General features: G+C 37.9%; 22 protein-coding genes. 13 read left to right on the top strand and 9 right to left on the bottom strand.

The window, feature by feature from the left end:
• Window positions 1–64: 64 nt before the first annotated feature.
• Complete coding sequence (locus ACT3RM_RS10970; RefSeq protein WP_441993378.1) at window positions 65–1507, bottom strand: diguanylate cyclase domain-containing protein; 1443 nt, start codon at window positions 1505–1507, stop codon at window positions 65–67.
• 257 nt (window positions 1508–1764) lie between these two features.
• On the opposite strand from ACT3RM_RS10970, the gene ACT3RM_RS10975 reads away from it, so the two are divergent.
• From ACT3RM_RS10975 to ACT3RM_RS10990, 4 genes are all read left to right on the top strand, one after another.
• Window positions 1765–2649: a cation diffusion facilitator family transporter gene (locus tag ACT3RM_RS10975; protein WP_441993377.1), complete on the top strand. Its 885-nt coding sequence runs from the start codon at window positions 1765–1767 to the stop codon at window positions 2647–2649.
• Window positions 2650–2656: 7 nt separating this feature from the next.
• Entirely contained in the window at window positions 2657–2707 is a 51-nt protein-coding gene (locus ACT3RM_RS10980) for a histidine kinase dimerization/phospho-acceptor domain-containing protein (RefSeq protein WP_441993379.1), read from the top strand.
• A 51-nt stretch (window positions 2708–2758) separates the two neighbouring features.
• Complete coding sequence (locus ACT3RM_RS10985; protein ID WP_441993376.1) at window positions 2759–2950, top strand: hypothetical protein; 192 nt, start codon at window positions 2759–2761, stop codon at window positions 2948–2950.
• Between the two features lie 414 nt (window positions 2951–3364).
• Window positions 3365–3922, top strand: a complete 558-nt coding sequence (locus ACT3RM_RS10990; protein WP_441993375.1) for a hydrolase — start codon at window positions 3365–3367, stop codon at window positions 3920–3922.
• Between the two features lie 83 nt (window positions 3923–4005).
• Here ACT3RM_RS10990 and ACT3RM_RS10995 read toward each other — a convergent pair whose 3' ends face one another.
• The 7 genes from ACT3RM_RS10995 to ACT3RM_RS11025 all read right to left on the bottom strand — a co-directional run bounded on the left by ACT3RM_RS10995 (window position 4006) and on the right by ACT3RM_RS11025 (window position 8382).
• A complete protein-coding gene (locus ACT3RM_RS10995) occupies window positions 4006–4566 on the bottom strand; it encodes a TMEM165/GDT1 family protein (protein ID WP_441835774.1) in 561 nt (186 codons plus the stop codon).
• A 263-nt stretch (window positions 4567–4829) separates the two neighbouring features.
• Window positions 4830–5159 (bottom strand): DUF6488 family protein, encoded by a 330-nt coding sequence (locus ACT3RM_RS11000; protein WP_441835773.1) that lies wholly within the window; start codon window positions 5157–5159, stop codon window positions 4830–4832.
• A 9-nt stretch (window positions 5160–5168) separates the two neighbouring features.
• The gene (locus ACT3RM_RS11005) at window positions 5169–5699 is read right to left on the bottom strand and encodes a hypothetical protein (RefSeq protein WP_441835772.1); all 531 of its coding nucleotides are present in this window, start codon (window positions 5697–5699) and stop codon (window positions 5169–5171) included.
• A gap of 13 nt (window positions 5700–5712) precedes the next feature.
• Window positions 5713–6372: a HupE/UreJ family protein gene (locus ACT3RM_RS11010; RefSeq protein ID WP_441835776.1), complete on the bottom strand. Its 660-nt coding sequence runs from the start codon at window positions 6370–6372 to the stop codon at window positions 5713–5715.
• Between the two features lie 636 nt (window positions 6373–7008).
• Window positions 7009–7470 (bottom strand): MerC family mercury resistance protein, encoded by a 462-nt coding sequence (locus ACT3RM_RS11015; RefSeq protein WP_441835771.1) that lies wholly within the window; start codon window positions 7468–7470, stop codon window positions 7009–7011.
• 102 nt (window positions 7471–7572) lie between these two features.
• Entirely contained in the window at window positions 7573–7950 is a 378-nt protein-coding gene (locus tag ACT3RM_RS11020) for a MerR family transcriptional regulator (protein WP_004588890.1), read from the bottom strand.
• 42 nt (window positions 7951–7992) lie between these two features.
• Window positions 7993–8382 (bottom strand): Cd(II)/Pb(II)-responsive transcriptional regulator, encoded by a 390-nt coding sequence (locus ACT3RM_RS11025; RefSeq protein WP_004588889.1) that lies wholly within the window; start codon window positions 8380–8382, stop codon window positions 7993–7995.
• A 77-nt stretch (window positions 8383–8459) separates the two neighbouring features.
• On the opposite strand from ACT3RM_RS11025, the gene ACT3RM_RS11030 reads away from it, so the two are divergent.
• The 8 genes from ACT3RM_RS11030 to ACT3RM_RS11065 all read left to right on the top strand — a co-directional run bounded on the left by ACT3RM_RS11030 (window position 8460) and on the right by ACT3RM_RS11065 (window position 18778).
• Window positions 8460–9074 (top strand): cation transporter, encoded by a 615-nt coding sequence (locus tag ACT3RM_RS11030; protein WP_004588888.1) that lies wholly within the window; start codon window positions 8460–8462, stop codon window positions 9072–9074.
• A gap of 55 nt (window positions 9075–9129) precedes the next feature.
• Window positions 9130–9861, top strand: a complete 732-nt coding sequence (locus ACT3RM_RS11035; RefSeq protein WP_004588887.1) for a transglutaminase-like domain-containing protein — start codon at window positions 9130–9132, stop codon at window positions 9859–9861.
• Window positions 9848–10750 (top strand): cation diffusion facilitator family transporter, encoded by a 903-nt coding sequence (locus tag ACT3RM_RS11040; RefSeq protein WP_004588886.1) that lies wholly within the window; start codon window positions 9848–9850, stop codon window positions 10748–10750. The genes ACT3RM_RS11035 and ACT3RM_RS11040 overlap by 14 nt, the downstream gene beginning before the upstream one ends.
• A gap of 46 nt (window positions 10751–10796) precedes the next feature.
• Entirely contained in the window at window positions 10797–11156 is a 360-nt protein-coding gene (locus ACT3RM_RS11045; protein ID WP_235190303.1) for a hypothetical protein, read from the top strand.
• Between the two features lie 83 nt (window positions 11157–11239).
• Window positions 11240–12457, top strand: coding sequence for a TolC family protein (locus ACT3RM_RS11050; RefSeq protein ID WP_008468875.1), 1218 nt, complete (start codon window positions 11240–11242; stop codon window positions 12455–12457).
• A 64-nt stretch (window positions 12458–12521) separates the two neighbouring features.
• Entirely contained in the window at window positions 12522–13778 is a 1257-nt protein-coding gene (locus ACT3RM_RS11055) for an efflux RND transporter periplasmic adaptor subunit (RefSeq protein WP_002962258.1), read from the top strand.
• 11 nt (window positions 13779–13789) lie between these two features.
• The gene (locus ACT3RM_RS11060) at window positions 13790–16990 is read left to right on the top strand and encodes an efflux RND transporter permease subunit (protein ID WP_004588883.1); all 3201 of its coding nucleotides are present in this window, start codon (window positions 13790–13792) and stop codon (window positions 16988–16990) included.
• 345 nt (window positions 16991–17335) lie between these two features.
• Window positions 17336–18778 carry an IS1182 family transposase gene (locus tag ACT3RM_RS11065; protein WP_004589456.1) on the top strand — a complete coding sequence of 481 codons (1443 nt, stop codon included), beginning with the start codon at window positions 17336–17338 and terminating at the stop codon, window positions 18776–18778.
• A gap of 167 nt (window positions 18779–18945) precedes the next feature.
• Here the strand turns inward: ACT3RM_RS11065 and ACT3RM_RS11070 are convergent, their stop codons facing one another.
• Window positions 18946–19569 (bottom strand): tyrosine-type recombinase/integrase, encoded by a 624-nt coding sequence (locus tag ACT3RM_RS11070; RefSeq protein ID WP_004589486.1) that lies wholly within the window; start codon window positions 19567–19569, stop codon window positions 18946–18948.
• Between the two features lie 307 nt (window positions 19570–19876).
• Between ACT3RM_RS11070 and ACT3RM_RS11075 the strand changes: the two genes are divergently transcribed.
• Entirely contained in the window at window positions 19877–20806 is a 930-nt protein-coding gene (locus ACT3RM_RS11075; protein WP_004589485.1) for a hypothetical protein, read from the top strand.
• Window positions 20807–20886: the final 80 nt, after the last annotated feature.

Genomic DNA, 20886 nt, shown 5'->3' on the forward strand with positions numbered 1-20886 from the left:
GTACCAACAACGGTCAGCTAATTTTTATTTATACCCCATATGTTTACTAAGCTGAACCGGGGTACTAATCAAAGCGCATCACTTTATTTCGGCCTGCATTTTTGGCTTTGTATAATGCTTTGTCTGCGGCTTTTATGAGCTTGTCGGCTTGGTTTTTTTTGCTCGCGATAAAACAATGATAACCGATACTAAGAGTTAGTTTTTCAGACACTGTTGAATACGGGTGCGCAATAGCAAGTTCATTGATTGAAGATTTAATAAGGGTGGCAAAGTTGTGGCAGCTTGCTTTATCAGTAATAGGTAAAATAAATGCGAACTCCTCTCCACCGTAACGAGAAACCAAGCCTCCTTGGCGTTTAGTTAGAGCTTGTAGCGTGCTGGCTACTTGTTTGAGGATCTCGTCGCCTTGCTGATGGCCAAAGTTATCGTTGTATAACTTGAAAAAGTCTATATCACATATAATTAAACTGATTGGTTGTTGGCTTCTGGCGCTGCGTTGAATTTCGATTTTTAGGGTGCTGTCGAATTGGCGACGGTTAGCAATATTGGTCAGACTATCCAAGTTTGCTAGGTTTTGTAGCTCTTCGTTTGCGCTAAGTAATTGTTGCTGTATTTGCTCAATACGCAGCTTATAGGAAACGTTTTTTAACGAATTTGTGATGATGTCACCGACTAGCTTTATTCTGATCAGATCCGTTTCATTCCAATTACGAGTATTTTTAACGCAATCACAACCTATAAAACCGACTAATTTTTGCTCTGATTTTAGGCCAATACACAAAATTGATTTTATATCTTCAGCAGTGAATTCGGTTTTTTCTTTATGGGCTTCTTCAGGCAGTAACATCACATCCGGGATGTTAAACACATGTTGTTCACTCATCATTTTGAAAAAATAAGGTAGTGAATTTTGCGGTATATTTTGTAAGTGAGTTTTAAATGGCGTTATATTTTCATTAACCCACTCGTGCGTGTTGCTCATTATTTTATCGCTTTCACTAAATTGAAATACATAACTGCGGTCTGCATTGCAGAATGTGCCAATGGTTTGTAGGGCGCTTTCAATTTTAGCGTCTAGATTATCTAATTGAATATCAATGATCTGTGTTGATATTTTTGATATAACCTCATCAAAATCAGCATCGTATGAATTTTTTGATGGTGTTTTTTTGGTGCAAATAACAAGCGTTAAAGATGTACTAACGATACTGTAATTAAGCTCGATTACCGTCGATGACTGTGAACTTGTAATAAGTACTTCACGTACTGAAAGTTGTTTTTTGGGGATAAAAAAATCGTTATTACTTAGCGGTTGCTGGTTTGTTGTATCAAAGAGTTGTATATGGTTAAAAATATGAGTTATAGAGTCTTCTATATTTGTTAGCTTAAAAAGCTGCTGCGCCTGAGCATTCGCAAAGACATTACCCGTCTGTTTGTCGTAGGCAAATGCAGCTAACGGCAAAATAGATAGTGTAAATTGTATGTCTTTAATCGCGGATGTACTCACAAGCTTATAACCTAAACTTTAAAACATAGTTAGATTACATTTACTCACAAATAAATGATAGTAAATACATGTTTTTGTTACATCGAATAGTTTGAAGGAGTTTTTTAGTGCGTTTGGATTGCTGTCGTATTATAATTGCTACTGTATATCATTACCACTGTGTACCATTACTTTTAGAGTAGAGCCAGCGGCTAACGTATTCTTATCCTTTTCACAATTCAAATGCACTTTATGCTGACAGGTAATTTAACTTTTCCATGACGGATATTACAACTCATCAATCTTCAAGAAGACGTTTATTAATTGCTCTGGCCATTACATGCACGTTTATGATTATTCAGGTTATTGGCGCTTATTTTTCAAACTCGTTAGCTGTGCTAGCAGATGCGGGACATTTATTTGTTCATAATAGTTCGCTATTCATTGCCTTAATAGCCTCAAGTTTAGCTATTCATTTAGCTAAAACATACAATGATGGTTACCATAAAGCTGAGCTTGTAGGTGGTTTGATCAATGGCATATTATATTTAGCAATTAGCTTAATTATTATGTACGAAGGTGGTGAACGTTTTTTACATCACCACCAGGGACAAGGACAAGAGATAAATAGTTATTTAATGTCACTTGTAGCTTCAATTGGCTTCTTATTTCACGGTGCTGCCGCTTGGATTTTATATAAAGGTCGTAAGGCGAGCGTTAATATTTATGCCGTGTTTTTACATTCATTTTTTGATTTAATCTCAACAGTTTCTACCTTTATCGCGGGCGTGCTTATTTATTTAACGGGCTACACGGTGATTGATATTATCTCAAGTATGTTTATTTCTTTGTTCGTCCTATTTACAGGGATTAAGGTGATTAGTCGTTGTGTTAAGGGTCTTCGTGAAGACAGCGCGCGCTTGCCCGATGTTGGGTTAGTTGAAAAAGCTATTGCCCATATTGAGCATGTATATAATGTGCATAACGTAACGGTTGCCAAGCGAGATAAGCTGCTTGAAGTCGGCGCTCATGTGGTGCTAAAAGAGCATTGTACAATTGAAAAGCATGATGAACTATGCCGTTTAAAAGTAGAGAAAACCTTAGCCGAAAAATTTAATATACGTATTTGTGTACTGCAAATTGAAAGACATGAATGCCATTAAATAGCTCTTGAAATTTTTAGCCAATATGAGCCATGAAATACGCACGCCCTTAAATTAGATGTTCAGGTTATAAATATAGCGGAACATATTAAATAAATTAGTGAGGTTTTTGCTAATACCATTGGTACGTGATGCGGTGGTATTTAACTGCGTAATAGATAGTGGTATTGGTATTTCAAGCACACAGCAAGCTAATCATTTTAATGAGCTTATACAAGCTGATATCTCGACAACGCGTAAATACGGCGGAGCAGGTCTTGGGCTTACCATTATTAACCGTAAAGCATGTATTACTTGTTGAAGATAACCCAATCAATCAAGTTGTTATATCTAAAATAATGCTACAAACCGGTTGTACAATCGAGTTATCAAATGATGGCTAAAGCACTTGAATGTATTGTTAAAAGCGCCCTGATTTAGTGTTGATGGATTGCCAAATACCAAATACCAAATGCCGAATATGGATGGTTTTCAATGTACTCAAAAGATTCGCCATAACCTTAAAAAATTATAACTTCTTCTTTAGGGCATTGTTCGGCTATTGTGGGGTTGCAAAGTAATGCCCTTATTATTTTTAATAAAGATTTACTTATTCTGATCTAATTAGGTACTTCGCTTTAAGCTAAAATAAAATGGCAAAATTAAAAGTAGCATCACTGTTATTACGTTGAAATAAATATATACTCCATGAAAAAACATACTGTTAGGAGATAGCATGAAACGCCATATTTATAATGCAAAAAAATGTCAAAGTGTTTTGTTGATCATTGATGTGCAAGGTAAGTTAGCTCCGGCAATGACTCGTTTTGACGAAGTGGTTAATACCACATTACAGCTGTTAAACGCAGCACAGTTAATGGCTATTCCGACAGTTATTACACAGCAATATAAACAAGGTTTAGGTGCCACAGAGCCGCAAATTGTAGAGCAAGCAACAGATGCAATATATTTTGATAAAACTCACTTTAGTGCCTGCCAAGAACCTGGATTTATCAGTACGCTAAACAAGTACCAAAAACCGCAAATTATTATTGTTGGTATGGAAGCGCATGTGTGTGTACTTCAAACGGCGCTTGATTTACTCGCCTCTGATTATCAGGTATTTATTATAGCCGGCGGGGTAAGCTCAAGACGCGACAATAATAGAGATATTGCTATAGCGCAATTACGCCAAGCAGGAGCGGTGATCACCAGTGCTGAAAGTGTTATCTTTCAGTGGGCAGAAGTGGCAGCCACCCCCCAATTTAAAGATATATTGAAAATAGTAAAATAATCGAAAGGTACTGTTTTGTCGTATGAGCTTATAATACATTACTATTTTTTAGTTGTTCAAACATACACAGCAACTTAAAACTATCAATTAAGCACTATTAAGCCATAACAACCCAGCGCAACAAATAACGTTGCCGCGATTATTCTCACCTTGTTAAGAGCTATACGTTTTAAAAGAGCATTACCGGCATAAATAACAGGAACGTTTGCGATTAGCATACCAAGCGTGGTGCCGAGTGTAACCCACGTTACAGATTGATATTGTGCGCCAAGTAATACAGTGGCAATTTGTGTTTTGTCGCCAATTTCTGCAATAAAAAATAACCCCAAGGCTACTACAAAAGCCCCGTAATGGTCGTATTTATGGCTAACCTGCTCATTTTTATCAGGTATTAGTAACCATAGCCCAACAAAAATAAAACTAATATTTACAACATAGGGTAAGTAGGGGTTATTAAAGGTGTCTGCTAAATAGTCACCAAACCACGCAGATAACCCATGATTAATAATCGTTGCGACAAAAATACCTAGTATCAGTGCAGACTTTTTTGCAAAACGGGCGGCCAGTAATAGCGATAAAAGCTGTGTTTTATCGCCTATTTCTGCCAGGGTGACAGTGACGGTTGATGTGATAAATGTATCCATATTTACTACTACTAGGCGGGACTACTAAACCAAGGTAAACACCTATCTCCCGCCATGAGGATAGAGTTTACCCAGGTCTTGCCGATAATGCTTGCTACATTACAAACTTACCATGCACATAAGGTGCAATTATGTTGATAAGTTTACCTAGTGACGTTCTTAATACGACACTAAGCAGGCTACTCCCCCGAGAAGTACAGACTTTAGCATATTTATTTTTTATAGTAAAGGCGCAGGCCATTAAGCAATAGTGTAAATAGCCACTAAAAGCTATTATTTGAAACGTCTATCAGGTCTCCGCTTTGAGCTACTTTGAAATAAATGGTGCTTTTTAAAGATGCATTATTTGCACTGATAAAAAAATTGCCGTCTTCTTCACTGTTTATAGCAACATTAGCTTCAGTAAGCGTTTTCCAAGAGCTATCTAACTTACCTACTGCAAAGCCAAAATCTTTAAAGGTCATTTGTTTTGCTGACTTAATCGCTATTTTAATGGCTTGTTTGCCATTAATATGGTCGTGCCCAGCATGGGCAAAAGCATTAAAGCTAAAAAAAGTGGCTATTAATATAAGTGTTGTTAAAAGTGTTTTCATTGGTTTTTCCTATTTTTGTAATCCAATTATTTTATATTGGCCTTTCACTAAAAGCTGTATGGCCACCGGGTTATTTGAGTTGTTTTTCCAGTACCAGCCATGAGAGCCCGTAAATGGGGCGGTAAAACTGCCTTTCATTTCGTTTAACTCGGCAATCGCATAGCTTTCGAAATAACCGGTCGTATCGTCTGCAGGCTCCCCGTGCAAATCAAAATGCAAGGAAGCTCCATCGGTCATCCATTCATAGGTTATTTTTTCATATTGCTGCATTTCAAATTTATATTCAATACCATGGTTTGCTGGGATGGAAACTTCAATTATTTGAAAATCTGTACTGCCGTTTTTGAGCGAATCCGGCGCTTTAATTGATTCTTTCTCTGATGCTTGGGCTATCTTAGTGAGGCCTAATTGTTTTCCTATTCCGGTTGGGTCAATATTATATTCTGCCGGAAGAATAAATAGCACAAGGGCGACTATTGCGACTAATAAAGCGGTGATACCGGCTTTTGTTAGTGTTTTTGAACTGACTGTATGTTGCATATATTTCTCTAAATTAATTAATCATATAACCGGTTAATTGAAAGCCGACCAGCATTAAACCAGCGCTCATCAATGCACCGTTGGTGAATGTTGAAAAGCGTTGAAAAGACGGTCGTTTACGCCACGCATTAATGGCAATTAAAATAACCGCAAGTGCTAAAAATTGGCCAAGCTCCACGCCTATATTAAAGGCTATTAGGTTTGCAAGTAATCCATCTTGGGGTAATTGAAATTCTTGTAGCTTGGTTGCGAGACCAAAGCCATGGAACAAGCCAAAAATTAACACCGCCGATTGTGTATTCGGCTGATAATTAAAGCAGCGTTTAAAGCCACCTAAGTTATCAAATCCTTTGTAAATCACCGAAAAACCAATAATTGCATCAATCAAGTAAACATTTATTTGAATGTCGTTCAGTACCCCCAATAGCAAGGTTGTACTGTGTCCTATGGTAAACATAGTGACATAAAGCAACAAATCTTTACTGCGGTATAAGAAGAAGATCACACCGATTAAAAACAATATATGATCGTAGCCAGTGATCATGTGTTTTGCACCAATATAAATAAATGCTGCAAACTGTACGCCTTGGTTTTGCTCTAAAAAAGCACGCGTGCTGTCATCTACTCCGTGTGCAAGTGTTTGCAGGCTAGTTAAAGCCAAAACAAGCATCATAAACGCTACGGTAAAGCTTATTATTTTAGTTGGCATTGTGACGCTCCAACGTTTTAGTTTCAGTCAAAATAGACTCCTTTTCATTGTCCAAGACAATACCGTGCGGGGCTTACAAACAATATTAGTAAGGTCGATGAAGTAATAGCATCGATCACTAGGGTAGGTAAAAGCAGGCTGCTAAAAATAATTGCCTATTAGTCCTATTTTGAGCTTTATTATTTTCACAAATCAGCTATTTAGAACAGATACTATAGCTTAAAACCTAAACTAAATGTAACAGGAAATATTATCAATAAAATCAGAGTTATTAAGTTATTTATTTTAATGGTTTTTTACTGCTTGAGATACTTCTTAGCCTTTAATGAGTTGTACGGCGAAAATGCAGCGCTTCATAAATAACCTCTACGTGAATAATTATGATGTGTGAAGCCAAGATTTGACCCTTCACCCTTTCTATTCGTTGGTGCTGGAAAATGGAAAGTTTTGCATGGCGACTATATATGCCAGAAGGGCAGTATTCCAAAGTTTATACAGTGATAGAGCGGGCTCTTAAAAGCTGGGAAGTCCACATAGTGGTGTATGCAAGTCTGCACACTACGATACTCCGTGCCCTATCAGAGAAAGCTGTGGGGCATATCAGCGAGCTAAAATATAACAAGTGACTAAGGTTATGACCGTCCGTTTATGGCACTTTGATGAAGTTCGGCTTGGAGCGAAAAGCAGACATTGACCGTTAATCGTTTCAACGACGGCAATTAGCCATACGTTGCATGTTTGCTCCCTTACTGGTTTTACGATATCCAAAACCGACATAACGACCATTAAGCAAATACCAAAGTAAAATAGGTATGTGCTCCAATCATATAGCCAAAGAGGATAAAGCGTTAATAGCACTGCTACAGGCCCTAGAATGCTGAAGACAGCTCTGGTATGGTTTTTATTTTTGTGCCAGTTGTATAAGTTTACCAATAGTTCCAAAGATGCAAAAATAGGTAAAAGCGTATTTACAGCTATTCCTTCGAAGTGAGAGAAGAAGCCTAGTCCTAATGCCGATGCAAGTGACCTTAATGCAGGGAGGCAGGCCGTGCCGCTAGCCAAACGCCACTAGAGCCTACTCTGTCTAATATTTTATTTATCATTTGAAAGTCTATTGGTTGATATTACCATCATTCTAAACTCCGTATACAAGTACGGAGTCAATCATTTTAATGAGTCAATTATGGGGCAATGTGTTGGATCTTCGTTTTGCATACAGGTATTTGTCATACCCACAATTACTTTCTCTAAACGTTGAAGGTCATTAATTTTGTCTCGAATGATTGCTAACTTTTGTCGGTTTAATAGCTCAACTTGAGCGCAGTTGCTGTCCATAGACATTAGCGATTTTATTTCTCTTAACGTAAAGCCGAGCGCTTTGGCTTTTGTGATAAACCTAAGTTGTCCTGCTATTGATTCGTCATATTGTCTATAACCAGATATTGGTTTTTCAGGTTGTGTAATCAGTCCTTCTCGTTCATAAAAACGAATGGTTTCTACATTTAAATTTAATGATTGTGCTAATTTGCCAATGGTTTTCATTATTGCCTTTGTGAATACTACTAATCTAAAGTTATATTTAGTTCAACTATCTAATGACTTGATAATGCCACAGACTTCAATTGTACCGTCAGACCCGCAAGAGCTTGCCATTAGTTTTAACTCTTTTTTGAGTGCATTCAATTCCTTCATTCGTTGATTAACTAAAGTTAGTTGCCGATCAATTAATGCATTTACACTAGAGCAACTCTCCTCTGGCTTGTTTTTTAATTCAATGAGTCGCTTAATATCATTAAGCGGAATATCTAAACTTCGACAATGCTTTACGAACTCTAGCTCTTTAAATGCCTTATTAGAATACAACCTGAAATTCCCTTCAGTGCGATCAGGATCTGACAGCAAGCCCTCCTTTTCATAATATCGGATGGTTTGTACTGAATACCCCGATGTTTTCGATAACTCACCAATTTTCATAAAATTTCCAAATAAACTTGACCCTATAGTCACTATAGGATTTATAGTTAGAGCATACAAGTTAATCGGAGATGAAAATGAGCGATTGTGGGTGTGAAGTTGAGCTAAAAGATAACCAGCAAAAAACGGTGCTTTATTGGCTTCTGGCTATCAATGCCTCGATGTTTGTTTTTGAAATTGGCTTTGGTTGGTTATCAGAATCAACGGCTTTAATTGCAGATTCGTTAGACATGCTAGCGGATGCAATCGTCTATGCAATTGCACTATACGCGGTGGGAAAGTCAATCCAACATAAGGCTAATGCTGCTTTAGTGAGTGGCTATTTCCAACTGGGGTTAGGCGTGCTAATTCTAATGGATATTGCTAGAAGGCTGTATGGTGAAAGTGAGCCTCACTCTTGGTTTATGATTGGCGTAGGCATGGTTGCTTTAGTTGCAAATGTGATTTGTCTCATCCTTATTCGAAAGCACAACAACGATGAAGTACATATGAGAGCTAGCTGGATATTTTCAGCGAATGATGTAATTGCAAATCTTGGTGTCGTTATCGCAGGCATACTCGTTATGGTGCTGAAACAGCGTTGGCCTGATATCGTCATTGGTAGCATCATTTCAATGTTAATTCTTCGAGGCGCTTACCGAATACTAAGCGATGCTAAACAAGAATTAGCTGTTGCTGAGAAAACACGTTAAACACCAAATGAAGATAAACAATCAACCTTTGGTTGTTCAAAGTAAGGAAACATCAATGAATAGCAAATATCTAGAAAAAACCAAGATAGTAAATTTTGAACACTCTACAATTCAATCATTAATTTCTGAGCGTAATTGGCAAGAACTCGATGACTTCAACAAAATTGGTGCAGCCTACCAATTTGTTAAAGATGAAATATTATTTGGTTACAATGAGAGTGATGATATTTCAGCAAGCAGTGTTTTAGCCGATGGTTACGGACAATGCAATACCAAGGGTAACTTGCTGATGGCTTTGTTACGAGGATTAGGTATTCAATGTCGTTTTCACGGCTTTACTATTGAGCAGCGATTACAAAAAGGAGCTATTCCAACTTATGTATTTTGGTTAGCACCTAAATATATCATTCATAGTTGGATTGAAGTTTATTTCAAGGATCGTTGGATAAACTTAGAAGGCTTTATATTAGATGAACAATATTTAAGTTCACTACAGCACAAATTTAGTCAAATAAAAAACGAATTTTGTGGTTATGGTGTTGCAACAAAGTGTTTCTCTTCGCCAGATACAGATTGGCGTGGTCAAGATACCTATATACAAAAAGAAGGTATTCATGATGATTTTGGTGTTTATAATTCCCCTGATGAGTTTTATCTCGAAAAAGGAACTAACTTATCAGGAATCAAACGTTGGATGTATCAACGAGTGATCCGTCACTTTATCAATTTTAACGTAGTCAATGTAAGAAATTTAAAAGTTCTTGAGGTGGAAAATGCACAATCATAGCCATAGCCATTCGCATGGAAAAGACGACCGTATAGGTTGGACATTTTTCCTTAATGTTTCATTTACTATTATCGAATTTATTGGTGGTTGGCTAACCAACAGTACCGCTATTATGGCTGATGCTGTACATGACCTGGGTGACAGTTTATCTATAGGATTCGCTTGGATACTGAGTCGTTTCTCGGATAAAGAAGCATCCGATAGATTTAGCTATGGCTATCGTCGTCTTACCCTGTTTGGCGCATTAATTAACAGTATTGTATTAGTTATTGGTTCTGTCTGGGTGCTATTTGAAGCAATACCAAGATTATCTAATCCTGAAATGCCAATGGCTGAAGGAATGTTGGGTCTTGCATTACTTGGGGTTGCTGTTAATGGGTATGCAGTATTTAAACTAAAAGCGGGTAAAACGCTGAACGAAAAAGTACTTACGTGGCATTTGCTTGAAGACGTACTTGGCTGGGTTGCAGTCCTAATTGTTTCTATCGTGCTGCTTTTTGTAGATCTACCAATATTAGATCCTTTGCTTTCTATAGGCTTTACACTGTTTATATTGTTTAACGTTTTGAAAAACCTGAAAACAACATTGGCACTATTTCTTCAAGCTACACCTGATGAAGAAGTGCAGAATAATATTGAAAAAGCGATAAAGGCTATACCTGAAATTAATGGGATTCATCATATGCACTTTTGGTCATTAGACGGGGAAAGTCACGTATTAACTGCTCACCTAGAGTTAGCCCATAACTTTGAGGTTGATAAATTAATTAGGCTAAAACAACAAGTGGCTAAGGAACTTTCTTCTTATAATTTATCTCATACAACCATTGAGTTTGAGTTTCCTCAAGAAACTTGCCGTGACGAGCATGAAAAACATGCGCATGGCTAGTTTAGAAAACCTTTTTTTGATATTATAATTTTTCATATTTAAGTAGGTGTTTATTTTGAAATTCAATGTTGCGTTAAAAATACTATTAGTCGTTTCGATTGTTTTGCAATCGTTAACTGCTGTTGTATCCGCAACACCTGAGAATCACCAAATAGATATAGAGCACCTTCAAATTCAACATGATCATGCAGATGATCGAAATGTCTCAAATGATAATGTAGGTGATGAGCAGCATAATGAAAAAGATTGTCATCACTGCGGACATTGCAGTGGCAGCCACTTATCTTGGATTTTAGTCAGTAATTCAAATACCACGGGCAAACTAAACATTATCAATAAAACGCCTTATCAAATTGATCAAACAAGTACCTTTCTTGAAGCGATACTTCGTCCGCCTATTTCTTAATTAGATTAATTTTTAATGACCTATTTATCCTTTAATAATGGATAAAGGTTTCGTGTTTATTAATTTTAAAATTAAGAATTTTTATGTATATATATTTAAAAAATGCAGGTTTAGTCCTGTCTTTATGTATGGCTGTGAGTTTTTCAGTTGCCACTTATGCCAAACAGAAAAGTATTTCATGGCTAGATAGTCAAATAAATAAAGATCCCGAAGTTGTTGCGGCTAAAGAGTTACTTAATGCAAGTAATCATAGAGCCAAGAGCTTAACTAAAGCCGTATATAACCCAGAGCTTGAAGCAAGCTATGAAAAAGAGGGTGATTTTGATAATTATTCTATTGGTATCAGTCAAACGATTGATTTTTGGGATAAGCAATCAGCAAATAAAAGCATTGGTGAAATTGGTGTTTATGCAAACCAGCAACAATTGTTATCTCTACTCGATTCTAAAAAGGCTAACGCTTTAACTGCAATAGTTAATTGGCAAGCAGCAAAAAAGGTGGCTCAGTTACTTTCAGTAAGAGAAAATCAATTACAAACGCTCGTTGGAATTATTGAAGATAAGCGAAAAGCAGGACTTTTAGAGCCACTTGACGCTGAACTGGTTTATTTAAACTTGTCCCAAGTTTTCAGTGAAATATCTGAGTCGCAAATTGCTTTGAAAAATGCAGAGGTAAATGTTCAGGAGTTATTGCCTGATTGGACGCCTAATACTACCAATTTGTTTTCATTTACTTTTGGAGCAACAAACTATTCATTTAACTCTCAGTGGGTTGAGGAACATCCAAAAGTTAAACTCGCTAGAGCGCAATGGAAGATAAAACAATCTAAAGCTCAACTAACCACTATGGAATCTAAAGCCAATCCAACCATTGGAGTTAACGCAGGGAAAAGTGGAGATGAAGACTTGATTGGCGTGACTTTCTCAATGCCTTTAAATATCAGAAATAACTATTCAGATACTGTTAAAGCCGCTTATTCAGAAGCAATTGCAGCAGAGGCTAACTTTCGGTCGGTTTATCGAAAGCAGTCATTTGAAGCAAAAGCTAATTATGAATCGCTTATTGTCAGTAAAAAATATTATGAGCAATGGCAAAAACTGACAAAAGGCAGATTAGATAGCAGCGAAAACTTATTAAATAAGCGCTGGGAAGCTGGTGACATTAATACTTCTGACTACTTACTTGCATTAAATCAACGTGCGGAAGGGCTTCATGCAGGAATACGTTTGGAAAATCAATTCAAGCTTGCAGAAATATCCTTCATTTTAAGTATGGGTCAGTTATCCAAATTTGAGATTTGAGCGCTTTGTTTTTTCAGTAGCGAAAAACGAAATCTTAAATTTATTAAAAATATAGGTTACAAAAATGAATACAGTAATTAGTAAAAAATTTTTAGCCGTAGTAATTAGCTGCCTGTTAGTTGGGTTTACTACAAATCATGATGCTTTTGCACAGTCGTCAGATGGAACTGGTTCTGTCACAAACGTTTCGAAACAAGAAGAAAAAGAACATCAAGATGAGCATGAACACGAAAAGGGACATGAAGAAGATAAAGGTGACCATGACGAGCACGGCCATGAAGGTGGTAATAAAGAGGGAGAAGAAGGACATGAAGAAGGTATCACTATTGATCCAAAGAAGATGTCGCTTGCTAACATTAAAGTGGAAAGTGTTAAGCCTGAATATCAATTTAGCTCCGTATATGCACCTGGCGAAATAAAAGCTAATGGCTATAAAAGTTATGTGGTATCACCACGTACAGAGTCAGTCATTATCAGTCGCCATGCAGCGCTTGGCGAGTATGTAGAAATAGGTCAGAAGTTAGTTACATTATTTAGTGAAGCAATGGCACAAGCACAAGCTGACTATTTAATCGCTTCAACCGAATGGCAACGTGTAAAAAAGCTGGGTAATAAGACGGTGAGTGAAAGTCGATTATTACAAGCTGAAACAACATACAATGCGAGCTATGGCAAGCTCATTGCTTTAGGGTTAACTGAAAAAGCAATAAATGGTATTTCTAACAAAGACATTAAAGCATTTGGACAATATGCATTAACGGCGCACCGTGAAGGTGTCGTGCTTCAAGACGACTTTATCCAAGGGCAACGTGTTGATGCTGGGGATTCAGTCATGTTGTTAGCTGATGAAAAACAACTATGGGTTGAAGCAAAAGTTTCTCCAAATAAAAAGCTAAATTTATCAATTGATTCTCCTGCGGTACTTAAATTAGAAGGCCAGAGTTACAATGCCAAAGTTATCCAAGAAGCCCATACAATTGATCCCGTAACTCGTACAAGAATTATTAGATTGGGGGTACAGAATGCTGATGATAACCTTCATTCAGGTATGTTTGTAAAAGTTTACTTTCAGTTTGCCACAAAGCAGAAAGTGATGGCTGTGCCAGAAGAAGCATTGATCCGCAGCGCAGATGGTGATTGGACCGTATTTGTCGAAGACCACCCTGGAGAATTTAAAGCTGTAGAAGTAGAACTAGGCCGAGCCTTAGGTGATTTTAGGGAAATCATTGGCCTTGATAGTGGGACGCGAATTGTAACCAAAGGCGCATTTTTTGTTGCTTCTGAAATCGCTAAAGGCGGATTTGATCCGCATAACCACTAAGGAGCAAGACTATGTTTAATAAAATAATAGATTGGTCTGTTAATAATAGACTCCTGATTTTGATTGCGCTGTTTGCCACAATTGTCGGCGCAATTATGGTTATACCAAAACTAAATTTAGATGCCTTTCCTGATGTTACTAATGTTCAAGTTGCTGTAAATACTGAAGCGCCAGGACTAGCTGCTGAAGAAGTTGAACAACTCATTACGTACCCCATTGAAGCGGTCATGTATGCCTTACCTGATGTAGAACAAGTGCGCTCAATTTCTAAAACAGGCTTGTCTGGCGTCACGGTTGTTTTCAAAGAAGGCACCGACATTTACTTTGCAAGACAACTTGTATTTGAGCGTCTTCAAGCCGCAAAAGAACTGATACCAGAAGGTGTCGGCACACCCGAAATGGGGCCAAACACCTCAGGGCTAGGCCAAGTATTTCAGTACCTTCTTATTTCAGATAAAGATGCAGGCTATGATGCTATGGCACTCAGGAGTCTCAATGATTGGGTAGTAAAATTACTCGTTATGCCTGTCGATGGTGTTACTGATGTACTCTCCTTTGGAGGTATTGTTAGGCAGTACCAAGTAAATGTAGATCCATCTAAGCTTCTTTCTTATAACCTAACGCAAGAAGACGTTGTTGGTGCCCTAGATAACAACAATGCCAATGTTGGCGGATGGTATATGAACCGTGGGCAAGAGCAGCTTGTTATTAGAGGTGCAGGTTGGTTTGAAAGTGGTGACGCTGGTATTAGTAATATCAAACAAGTTCCCGTCAAAACAGTTGATGGGACAGTTGTGACGGTTTCGGATATTGCTAAAGTTGAAATGGGCAGTGAAATTCGTCAAGGTGCTGTCACAATGACGCGCAAAACCGAAGACGGTAAAGTCGAAAATTTAGGTGAAGTTGTCTCTGGCATTGTCTTAAAACGCATGGGGTCTAATACTAAAGCCACCATTGATGGTATCAATGCAAGAATCCCATTGATTAATCAAGCATTGCCTAAAGGTGTTCGCTTTGAACCATTTTATGATCAGGCTGATTTGATTGAAAAAGCCGTTGATACAGTAGTTGATGCACTATTACTAGCATTTATTTTCATCTGTATTGTATTAGCACTATTTTTAATGAATATACGTGCAACCTTCCTTGTCCTAATATCTATTCCAATTTCAATTGGTATCGCGTTAATGATCATGGCTTGGTGGGGCATTTCTGCAAACCTTATGTCATTGGGTGGCATTGCCGTAGCCATTGGTATGCTAGTTGATGGTTCAGTCGTGATGGTTGAAAACATGTTTAAGCATTTAAATAGACCAGACTCTACCCATTTAAAAACTGTAAAAGAAAGAGTGCCTAGTGCTGATACTGATCCACATGATGTAGAACAAGATGAGCATGGTATTAAGTTACGTCTTCAAAATGCGGGTAAAGAAGTGGCTCGTCCCGTATTTTTTGCAGCTTCTATTATTTTAGTCGTATTTACGCCTTTATTTAGCTTTGAAGGTGTTGAGGCAAAGTTATTTCAACCTATGGCAATAAGCATCATTTTAGCTGTTATATCTGCTATTGTGGTTGCGTTGTTTGTTGTACCCGCTTTAGCTACTTATTTATTTAAGTCAGGTGTAAAAGAGAGGGAAAGCTTTGTTCTTAGGCCATTAGACAAACTCTACAGAAAAGGGCTTACATTCGCACTAAAACGCACCAAATTAGTCATTTCAGCCGCACTTATATTAGTTTTCTCTGCCTTTGCATTAGTTCCATTAATTGGTACTGAATTTGTACCTGAGTTAGAAGAAGGGACGATAAACTTAAGAGCAACGCTTGCACCTTCTTCCAGTTTAGATACCGCGCTCACTGTGGCACCAATTCTAGAAGAAAAACTAATGGCTTTCCCTGAAGTAACCTATGCATTAAGCCGAATTGGTCGAGCAGAAATAGGTGGAGACCCAGAGCCTGTGAATAACATCGAAATTTACATAGGGTTGAAGCCTGTTTCTGAGTGGACCAGTGCATCTAATCGATATGAACTTCAAGGAAAAATGGAGAGATCTTTAGAAGAATTCCCTGGGTTGCTACTCAACTTTTCTCAACCTATTGCGACTCGTGTCGATGAGCTACTATCTGGTGTTAAGGCTCAGTTGGCGATAAAGTTGTTTGGGCCTGAACTTGAGGTACTGGCGGCTAAAGGTCAAGAAATAGAAACAGCAATTAAAAACATTGAAGGTGCAAGGGATGTTGCATTGGAGCAAATTGCTGGTGAAGCGCAATTGGTGATAAGTCCTAACAGGCAAGAACTATCACGCTTTGGATTGTCTGTGAGTGACATAATGGAGGTTGTGCGTGATGGTATTGGTGGTGTTGAAGCCGGACAAATAATCAATGGTAATGAACGTTATGATATTTACGTTCGCATAGAGGAAGAGTACCGAAGTAACAAAGAAGCTATTGCTGATATTCGGCTTCAATCACCTACTGGTGCTTGGGTGCGGCTGGGTGACGTAGCCTCAGTCTCATTTGAGTCAGGCCCACCACAAGTTAGACGCGATGATGTACAACGAAGAGTCGTTATCCAAGCAAATGTACAAAATCGAGATATGGGAAGCGTGGTTGCCGATATCAGAACGGTAATTGCTGAAAAGGTTGACTTACCTTCAGGTTATTCTGTTTCGATTGGCGGCCAGTTCGAAAGTCAAAAACGTGCTCAAAATAGGTTAGCTATAGTTGTACCTTTATCGTTAGCACTAATCGCACTACTACTTTACTTTGCCTTTGGTTCTGTTGGTCAAGCTATGCTGATATTGGTCAACGTGCCGCTTGCTGTAATTGGCGGAGTTTTCTCCTTATATTTATCTGGACAATACTTGTCTGTACCAAGCTCCGTTGGCTTTATTACCTTATTTGGTGTAGCGGTATTGAATGGGGTCGTTATGGTAGAAAGTATCAACCAACGTATTAAAGACGGTCTAGAAGCATCTAAAGCCGTTTTTGAAGGCGCTACTTCAAGATTAAGACCTGTACTTATGACTGCTATAACATCAGCTTTAGGTTTGATACCGATGTTAATGTCTAATGGTGTTGGTGCAGAAATACAGCGCCCATTAGCGAGTGTTATTGTTGGCGGCTTGGTAACTGCAACACTGTTAACATTATTTGTTTTACCTGTTTTATATCGCTGGTTTTCAGAGAAAAAAATAAAAGAGCTATCCAGATAAAATTACTGTGAACTCTAACCCCACGCTAAAGTCACGTTTAGCGTGGGGTTATTGAGTAGATGAACGAAAAGAAAGATTAGATTTAACAATAAACTAATAGTCATGACTGCTTTGTCGGAATATTTGTCGTTAAACAGGCCAAAGCTAACTTCCGCTTTCGTATCTTTGCAGTCTTAATCTCTATGTGTCTCAAGGTCGGATTATGGCACAGACTGTGTGAAAACTCTGATCACCTTTTGGTCTAAGTATGTTCTGCTTATGATCTATTAATCTATACATTTAGTTCACTTAATATACTGATATTTATATAATTAGACTATTGATTCAGTTGAGGGTTGAGGCAGTATGTCAAAGTTTATAAGCGGTGAAAGTCGTGACCAATCAACGTTATTTCCAGAATCGTTGGAAGACTACGTCAGTGAAGATAATACGGTCAGAGTGATTGATGTTTTCATTGAGGAACTAAATCTAGCTGAATTGGAGTTTAAAGGGTTAACTTTAAAGTCCACAGGCCGCCCTAAGTATCATCCAGCCACATTATTAAAACTGTATCTTTATGGTTACCTCAACCGTATTCAATCATCCCGCCGATTAGAAACCGAATGCCAACGCAATATTGAACTGATGTGGCTACTTGGTAAGTTGGCACCCGACTTTAAAACGATTGCTGATTTTAGAAAAGACAACGGAGATGGTATAAAAAATGTGTGCAAAACGTTTGTTGAAGTCTGCCGTCGTCTGAATATGTTTGAGAAACCAGTTGTTGCCATCGATGGTAGTAAGTTTAAAGCTAGCAACAACAAAGGCAATAATTTTACGCCAAGCAAAGTTAAATTCCACATCGACCGAGTCGAAAAGAATATTGAACGTTACCTTGAATTACTTGATGAAGCCGATAAAGAGCAAGCTAACGTCACAAAAATTAAAGCCACAAAAGATAGGCTAGCTGACTTTCGCAGCCAGTTAAAAAAACTACACGAGATTAAAGAACAAGTTGAAGCTCATCCTGACAAGCAAATATCCACTACTGATCCTGATTCACGTTTAATGAAAACTCAAGGTTTTACAAGAGTTGTGAGTTATAACGTGCAAAGTGCGGTTGATACCAAGCACCACCTTATAGTGGCGCATGAGGTGACCAACGTGCCAGATAGAGGCCAGCTTGCGTCAATGACAAAACTCGCACAAAAAGCATTGCGCAAGGAAGATATAAGGGTATTAGCAGATAAAGGTTACTTCAGTCAGCCCGATATAAAAGATACTATCGATTTGGGTGCAGAGCCAATCATGCCCAAGACGGATACATCGTCCTCTGAAAAGAAAGGGATATTTAACCGCTCACTCTTCAAATACGATGCAAATAAAGATATTTACTTATGCCCCGCTGGTAATGAACTTCAAAATCGAATGCAGGTATTTGAGCAAGGTAAATACCTTGATGTTTACTTCAATCACATTGCTTGTCGAGATTGTAAAATAAGAAGTCAGTGCACTAACTCTAAAAAAGACCCTAGGCGAATAAGGCGGTGGGTGCATGAGATTCTGACAGAAGAAATGCTTCAAAAGCTAAAGAATGAACCTGAATTGATGCTTCATCGCAAGCAAACTGTTGAGCACCCCTTTGGCACAATTAAACTCTGGATGGGAGCTACCCACTTACTAACACGAGGTTTAAAAAGCGTGGGGACAGAAATAAGTCTTCATGTCCTAGCTTACAACTTCAGAAGAATGATAACAATTATGGGAGTTAACGGCCTAAGTAAAGCAATTAGAGTAGCGTTGCCATAGCAGTTTCGCTCGCGCGGAGAAAATTGCGATACTGAGAAAAAATCGATCGCAACCATCTTAAATGGTTTCAAACTAAGAACATACCCAAGACAATTTATTAAAAATTAGTTTTCACACAGTCTGGGCACGTGCCAGACTCTAACTTCGAGTCTGGCTTAGGTTCAAATTTAAGCATCGATCTGTTCTGATACTTCTAACGCATCATCAACTTCTATTCCCAAGTACCTGACAGTGCTCTCTAGTTTTCTATGGCCAAGTAGAAGCTGACAGGCTCTTAAATTTTTAGTTTTTTTGTAAATTAGTGATGGTTTGGTACGTCTCATTGAATGAGTGCCATATTGAGTCTTATCTAACCCAATTGAGGTGACCCAAGAGTCAACTATACGTCCATATTGACGGGTTGAAAGGTGTTCAGAGGAATGAATTCGTGACTTAAACAAGTAATCATAAGAATTGAGAGTAAATTGCTCTATGAGCGCCACAATTGATTTCCTTGTATTTCCAGTAATTTCAAATTGAACAGGCATACCAGTCTTTTTTTGAACGACTATTGCCCGTGATTGGATTGCTTTACCATGTGCAATGTCATTAACTTTTAGTGAAACTAAATCACACCCTCTTAGTTTGCTATCTATGGCTAGGTTAAATAGTGCTAGATCTCTTATTTTATGAAAAAGTTCCAGTCGTATTCGGATAGCCCATATTTGCTGTAATTTTAGAGGTAACTTTTGTCCTACAAGCTTATTTTTATTCCAAGGCTCTTTAGGCTGATATATAGTTAACTGGTGCATTAGTTGTACTCCGGTGTTTATGGAGTTTTAAGCTTAGCTCGCTACAAAAGAATTCGGGTATGAGCGATGAGCGGTCATTGAGGTGAGTAGTCATTAATTTAGTAAGAATAGAGGAAACTTTCCTCTTTTTTACATGTTTATATTGGCAGTAGGAAGAGTAATATTTATTGTTGGCAATAATTTACGCTATTTGCTATTAATATAAGTTCATTAAATAAGGACGTTTTCGCGCTAAAAAAGGGAAAGTGTCCTCTGATAAAGTTGTTAGCACTCTATTGGATCATTAATTCAGCATGAAGGAAACTATATGGCAACCACCCCAGAGGAAATAAAAAGTTTATGTGAGCAGTGGTGTTCATCTGTTAAAACACCTGATGGTGGTATGGCAATCGGTGCTAATTCTGAAAAATATAGACTTTTTGCAAATGGAGTCAGGTTCCACGAGTTGGATCATCAGGCTTTATTGGCTTCAATTCTTGGTTTATCTAAAGTGTTACTACTCCCAGGATTAAATACAATCGTTGTAGATGATCACTTTGGGTTATGGTCATGGTGTGCTGAAGTTCTCGTAGGTAGTCGCTCTGAATACTTTAGTAATGAAGAACATGAAATGAAGTCATTGTTTCAGGCTTCAATCAGAGCTTCACTTGTAAATTGTAAGAAGCCAGCCAGATCATCAGAAGAGCAGCAGTTACAATACGAATCTGAACAAAAAATTCCGCATCATGCTAGATACTTCCTATATGACTCATCTCTAATATTGGCTTATATCGGTTTCCCATTACTTGAATCGACTCTAAAACGAGTAAGTTCAACATACTTAAATATGGATGGGACGGTTAAGTCTACTTTTCAAGTAAAAAATCGTGCTGGAAAACCGAGACCTTATAAAATTGGTGCGCAATGCTCCAGCATCAGAGATGTTTTAAATCTTGTGTATGATGAAATCGCAGATTCTGAACTCAAGGTACTTTTGCAAGAATTCAGAGTTCATATTTCAAGCTTAGATGATTCTCAAGACCCATTTGACCTTATATATTCATGGAGAAATCAATCTTTACACGGAAGTACAAACTTCCAAACTATTGGTGGAACTTTACTTAATTTATCTCTGCTTCTTTGCATATACAGTTTAAAAGATAATTACGAAGAATTAAGAAATAAAGTGATTGAGCAATGTAGGCGAGAAGAAAGTCATGATCATAAAAGCCCTTGGTCATTTTATCCTCCGTACTAGTGCATACAAGGCACTTAAGCGGAACTAAAACAGTGGATTAGGTTTCGCTTCACTACACATTATAACCCACTGTTTTAGTC

Source organism: Pseudoalteromonas sp. AOP7-A1-14, from assembly GCF_052376275.1.
Lineage (GTDB): Bacteria > Pseudomonadota > Gammaproteobacteria > Enterobacterales > Alteromonadaceae > Pseudoalteromonas.